Origin of the sequence: Arthrobacter sp. Hiyo1 (genome assembly GCF_001263615.2) — a bacterium.
GTDB lineage: Bacteria > Actinomycetota > Actinomycetes > Actinomycetales > Micrococcaceae > Arthrobacter.
Window position 1 is genome coordinate 230872 of the sequence record NZ_DF952471.1, and the last position, 6099, is coordinate 236970.

The 6099-nt window shown below is 65.7% G+C and carries 2 protein-coding genes and 3 pseudogenes; 1 reads left to right on the top strand and 4 read right to left on the bottom strand.

Annotation, left to right across the window (positions count from 1 at the left end; genetic code table 11):
• Positions 1–3496, top strand: a pseudogene (locus tag AHiyo1_RS12615) (hypothetical protein); the annotation flags it as partial.
• A gap of 23 nt (positions 3497–3519) precedes the next feature.
• On the opposite strand, the gene AHiyo1_RS12620 reads toward AHiyo1_RS12615, so the two are convergent.
• The 4 genes and pseudogenes from AHiyo1_RS12620 to AHiyo1_RS12635 form a co-directional block, all read right to left on the bottom strand.
• Positions 3520–4341, bottom strand: a complete 822-nt coding sequence (locus AHiyo1_RS12620) for an IclR family transcriptional regulator domain-containing protein (RefSeq protein ID WP_059388800.1) — start codon at positions 4339–4341, stop codon at positions 3520–3522.
• Between the two features lie 86 nt (positions 4342–4427).
• A complete protein-coding gene (locus AHiyo1_RS12625) occupies positions 4428–5099 on the bottom strand; it encodes a 3-oxoacid CoA-transferase subunit B (RefSeq protein ID WP_059388801.1) in 672 nt (223 codons plus the stop codon).
• Position 5100: 1 nt separating this feature from the next.
• Positions 5101–5759, bottom strand: a pseudogene (locus tag AHiyo1_RS12630) (3-oxoacid CoA-transferase subunit A).
• Positions 5760–5764: 5 nt separating this feature from the next.
• Positions 5765–6099: pseudogene (locus AHiyo1_RS12635) on the bottom strand (3-oxoadipyl-CoA thiolase); the annotation flags it as partial.

Genomic DNA, 6099 nt, shown 5'->3' on the forward strand with positions numbered 1-6099 from the left:
AGCCTTCATTCCGATCTCACCCGCCAGGCTCCTGGACACCCGTACCAGCACGCCTGTGGGCCCCGACGGGACCGTGTCCTTCCAGGTGGGCGGCATGAACGGAATTCCCGCTGCGGCCGCGGCGGTGGTCTTCAATCTCACCGTCACCGGCCCGCAATCGTTCGGATTCATCACGGCCTACGCTTCCGGTGCCGCACGGCCGAACTCCTCCAACGTGAACTTCGCTGCCGGCCAGACCGTACCGAACTCCGTGACAGTACCGGTCGGCGTCGACGGCAAAGTCACCCTTTTCAACCGCTCCTCCGGCAGCACCCAGCTGATTGCCGACGTGTCCGGGTACTACCTCCCCGGAACGCCGACCGTACCCGGCGCCTTCGTCCCGATAGCCCCTGCCAGGCTGCTGGACACCCGCGGGAGCACGCCTGCGGGCCCTGACGGAACGGTGTCTTTCCAAGTGGGAGGCGTGGGCGGGATTCCGGCTTCGGTCTCGGCGGTGAGTTTCAACCTCACCGTGGCGAATCCGACGTCGTTCGGGTTCATCACGGCCTACGCCTCCGGAACCACGCGGCCGAACTCTTCAAACATCAACTTCGCCACAGACCAAACGGTTCCGAACTCCGTAACGGTTCCAGTCGGCGTCGACGGCAAAGTCACCCTCTTCAACCGTTCCTCCGGCAGCACCCAGCTGATCGCCGACGTCGCCGGCTATTTCCTCTCAGGGACCCCGAGCGCTCCGGGCGCTTTCGTTCCCGTGAATCCCGCACGACTCCTGGATACACGGAGCAGCGCGCCGGCAGGTCCGGACGGGACGGTGTCCTTCCGCGTGGGCGGCGCGGGCGGGATTCCCGCCAACGTCGCGGCCGCGGTTTTCAACCTGACCGTCACCGGCCCGCAATCGTTCGGGTTCATCACCGCTTACGCTTCGGGGAGCATCCGGCCGAATGCGTCCAATGTGAACTTCGCGAGCGGCCAGACTATTCCGAGCTCCGTCACCGTCCCCGTGGGGGCCGACGGCAAGATCACCCTCTTCAACCGTTCCGACGGCGCCACGCAGCTGATCGCCGACGTCGCGGGCTACTACCTTCCCGGAGCGTCAAGCGGTTCAGCTGTCACCTGGGGTAACAACCAATCCAGCCAGCTGGGCAACGGGACCACCCCTTACCTCGCCAGCCCTGCCGCCGTTACCGGCCTCTCCGGAGTCAAGTCGATCGCCGGCGATGGTTCCACCAGTTACGCGCTGCTGGCCGACGGGACCGTACGCGCCTGGGGCAGCAACCAGTCCGGGCAGCTCGGCAACGGAACCACCAACGACAGCAGCATTCCCGTGCAAGTCCAGGGGCTCAGCGGAGTCACATCGATCACGATCAACGGTCGCACAGCGTACGCACTCCTCGGCGACGGGACCGTACGCGCTTGGGGCGAGAGTTCCACCGGACAACTCGGCAGCGGGATCACCTTCAGCAGCACCCCCATCCAGATCCAAGGCCTCACTGGCGTCACCGCGATCACGGCCACTTATTACGGCGCATATGCCCTGCTCAATGACGGAACCGTCCGTGCTTGGGGTTCCAACTTCGTGGGTCAACTCGGCAACGGCACCACAGGAATCGGAAGCAGCGCGCCGGCCCAGGTCACCGGCCTCACGGGGGTCGCCGCCGTCACCGCCAGCGACTTCAGCGCCTACGCACTGTTGTCCGACGGGACCGTCCGGGCATGGGGCGACAATTCGAGCGGGCAGCTTGGCAGCGGAACCTCCGCCAACAGCAGCAACAGACCGGTTCAGGTCCAAGGCCTCAGCGGCGTCACCTCCACCGTGGCCAGCAACTACAACGCGTACGCGCTACTGGCCGACCGGACCGTGCGTTCCTGGGGCGCGAACGGGAGCGGCCAGCTCGGAAACGGGACGACGTCGGAGAGCTACACCCCGGTCCGCGTCCAGGGGATCAGCAACGTCACGTCCATGGCAGCCGGCAAAGGCAGCGTATACGCCGTGCTTGGCGACGGGACAGCACGGGCATGGGGCCTCAACCAGTCCGGGCAGCTCGGCACCGGGACCACCACCAACAGCACCACTGCCATCCAGCTAAGCGGCCTCACCACGGCCTTGTCCATCACTGCTGGCAAAGGGGACACCAACAACCCGGTGGCGTATGCCGTGCTGCGTGACGGGACGGTCCGTGCCTGGGGCGTCAACCCGACCGGACAACTCGGCAACGGCTCTACCGCTAACAGCAATGTTCCCACCCAAGTCACGGGTCTCACCGGCCTAGCGGGAACAGCATCGATCTCGGCGGCACGAGGGACCGCATTCGCCGTGCTTGCAGATGGAACCATCCGCGCATGGGGTGACAATTACAACCACCAACTCGGCGTTACCGGCACAACTTCGTTCAGCAACGTGCCGCTTGGCGTCACGGGACTGTCCGGGGTCGCCATGGGAGCCCAAGGTCCCAGCACCAAGTACGCCGCGCTGGTCAACGGAACAGCGTGGGCCTGGGGCGGAAACAGTTTTGGCCAGCTCGGAAACGGCACTACGAGCGATAGCAGCGTGCCCGTCCAAGTCAGCGGACTCTCCGGAGTCGTATCCATCACCGCCAGCGGAGGCACGGCCTACGCCCTGCTGGGCGATGGAACAGTATGGGCATGGGGAGACAATTCCTCCGGCCAGCTCGGTAATGCAACCACCAGCAACAGCAGCGTCCCCGTCCAGGTCCAGGGGGTCACCAGGGCCGGCTCCATCACAGCCAGCGGGGGCTCCGCCTACGCGGTTCTGACTGACGGGACGGTGCGCGCCTGGGGCAGCAACCAATCCGGGCAACTGGGCAACGGCACCAACGCCGACAGCAACACCCCGGTCCAAGTCACCGGCCTCACGGGCGTCTCCTCCATCACGGCCAGTTACGGCACGGCGTATGCAGTCCTGGCTGACGGGACGGTCCGGGCCTGGGGCTACAACGGCTACGGCCAGCTGGGCAACGGCACCAACGCGAACGCCAACACCCCGGTCCAAGTCTCCGGTTTGGCAGGAGCCGTGTCCCTCGCAGCCAACGGCGGCACGGCTTACGCGGTGTTGGGGAACGGGACAGTCCGGGCTTGGGGGGCCGGCACGTATGGCGAGCTAGGCAATGGCACCGCCAGCAGCAGCGTGCCGGTCCAAGTTCCGGGTCTCACCGCAGTCGCGAGCGTCGCCGCAAGCGAAATCTCGGCGTACGCGGTCCTCAAGGATGGAACAGTCCGCGCATGGGGTGCCAACTGGTATGGCCAGCTGGGGAACGGCACCACCACTGACAGCCCCGCCCCGGTGCAGGTCCAGGGCCTCACCGGGGTGAGCTCGCTGGCATGCACCATGTACGACGCATTCGCTGTGCTCAGTGATGGAACGGTCCGCGCCTGGGGTGACAACGCGCAGGGTCAACTTGGCAACGGCGCCGCGACCAGCAGCAACACACCCGTCCAGGTCCAAGGCCTCACGGGCGTGACGAGCTTGTGGCCCTAGACATTCGGCCCCGAGCGCCTCTGCTAGTGCTTGGCGGCAATATCCGCCGAAATCAGCCCGGCAGTGCGTACGATTTCGTCGCGAACCGACTCGATATAGGCCCGCGGATCACGCTGCGCGGCGACGTTTTGGGCCTGGAGCGAGACGTTGACGGCGGCCACCACCTTGCCGGCAGCGTTGCGAACGGGCGCTGCCACGGACATAAGTCCGAGCTCCAGCTCTTGGTCCAAAACGCACCAATCCTGCCTGCGCACGCGGTCCAGCTCGGCCACCAGCTCTTCGCGGGACGTGATGGTCCGCGGCGTCAGGGCTTTGAACTCCACCGAGGACAGGTACTCGTCCAGTTTCTGCGGCGTCAGGCCAGCCAGAAGCACCCTACCCATGGACGTGGCGTAGGCGGGAAAGCGGGTGCCCACCGAGATCCCGACCGTCATGATCCGGCGCGTGGTCACGCGGGCCACGTAGAAGATGTCCGCGCCATCCAGTACCGCGGCCGACGTCGACTCCCCCAGTTTGAGGGAAAGTTCTTCAAGGTGCGGCTGTGCGAGCTGGGGCAGGGACAACGCCGACAGGTACGAATAGCCAAGCTGCAACACCATCGCCGTGAGGGCGAAGGTCTTGCCATCCGTGCGGACATAGCCCAGCTCAACCAGGGTATGCAGGAACCGTCGCGCCGTGGCACGCGTCAGGTTAGTGCGTGCCGCCACCTCACTGAGCGTCATGACGGGGTTGGCCGCGTCGAAAGCGCGGATCACGGACAATCCGCGTGCCAGCGATTGCACGTACTGGTCGCTGGCCTGGGGAGCACCCGCCTGCGGGGCTCCGGCTACTGCTGCGTCGGTCATGGTTACCAATCTTATTAGCGCGAACTGGCAGCACTTGCCCCGTGGATTGCTTCCAGAGGGCATCTGCTGCCAGCTCGCGCTGCCCTTTAGACGCCGACGACGGCGCCCGCCGCCTTCAGCGGGACCGGCACCAGGGCTTGGAGTTCTTCGAAGGTGCAGCCAAACGTCTCACGCACGGTCACGCCGTCGGGCCCTATCAGGAAGACTGCTTTGTCCGTGTACACGCGCGTCACGCAGCCCACGCCGGTGAGCGGGTAGCTGCAGTGCTCCACGAGTTTGGACACGCCCTCGCGGGTCAGGAGCGTCATCATGACGAACACGTCCTTCGCGCCGGTGGCCAGGTCCATCGCCCCGCCGACGGCCGGGATGGCGTCCGGTGCTCCAGTGTGCCAGTTGGCGAGGTCCCCCGTGGCGGATACCTGGAACGCGCCGAGCACGCAGATATCCAGATGCCCGCCGCGCATGATCGCGAAGGAATCGGCGTGGTGGAAATACGAGGCGCCGGGGAGCTCGGTGACGGGGATCTTGCCGGCGTTGATGAGGTCGCCATCGATCTCCTCGCCCTTGGCCTCAGGGCCCATCCCGAGCATCCCGTTCTCCGTATGGAGGGTGATGTTCTGCTCTTCGGTGAGGTAATTGGAGACGAGCGTGGGCTGGCCGATGCCGAGGTTCACGAACGAGCCGGGAGCGATGTCCCGCGCCACGAGCCGCGCGAGATCGTCGCGTCCCAAGGGTGTTGTTGACGTTTGGATGCTCATGTCAGGCCACCTTCACGATGCTGTTGACGTAGATTCCCGGGGTCACCACGTTCTCCGGGTCCAGGGCGCCGGTCGGGACGATCTCCGACACCTGGACGATGGTGTGTTTGGCCGCGGCGGCCATGATGGGGCCGAAGTTCCGGGCGGTCTTGCGGTAGACGAGGTTGCCCTTGCCGTCGGCCTTGAGGGCCTTGATGAGTGCGACGTCGGCGTGGATGGCGTCTCGAACACTTGCCATTTGCCGTCGAGGAAGCGCGTGTGCTTGCCTTCCGCGAGCATGGTGCCGTAACCGGTGGGGGTGAAGAACCCGCCAATACCCGCGCCCGCGGCCCGGATACGCTCGGCGAGGTTCCCTTGCGGGACGAGTTCCAGTTCGATTTCGCCGGCCTTGTACTTGGCGTCGAAGTGCCAGGAATCCGACTGGCGCGGGAAGGAGCAGATCATCTTCCGGACCCGCCCTTCCTTGATCAGCAGTGCAAGGCCTTGGTCGCCTTGGCCGGCGTTGTTGTTCACCACGGTGAGGTCGGTGGCGCCGGAATCGAGCAGCGCGTCGATGAGTTCGAACGGCTGGCCCGCATTGCCGAAGCCCCCGATCATGACGGTTGAGCCATCCTTGATGCCGGCGACAGCCTCGCCCACGGTGTCAATGAATTTCAGCATTTCCTCTAGGCTCCTTTTCCGGCTACGCCGGAGGTGACGTTCTCCAGCACCACGGCCAGTCCTTGCCCGACCCCGATGCAGATGGCCGCGACACCCCATCGCTCACCAGAAGCCTGCAGGCTGCGGGCCAAGGTGCCCAGGATCCGGGTACCGGAGGCGCCCAGCGGGTGGCCCATCGCAATCGCTCCGCCGTGCCGGTTCACGATGGACGGATCGATACCCCACGCATCGATGCAGGCCAGGGACTGCGCGGCAAAAGCTTCGTTAAGTTCGACGGCGCCCACCTGCTCCCAGCCGATTCCCGCCTTCGCGAGTGCCTTGTTGGCGGCCTCAACCGGGG

Bases quoted from the DNA above. Each gene is read 5' to 3' on its own strand.
- AHiyo1_RS12620 (WP_059388800.1), bottom strand. From the start codon at position 4,341: ATGACCGACGCAGCAGTAGCCGGAGCCCCGCAGGCGGGTGCTCCCCAG.
- AHiyo1_RS12625 (WP_059388801.1), bottom strand. From the start codon at position 5,099: ATGAGCATCCAAACGTCAACAACACCCTTGGGACGCGACGATCTCGCG.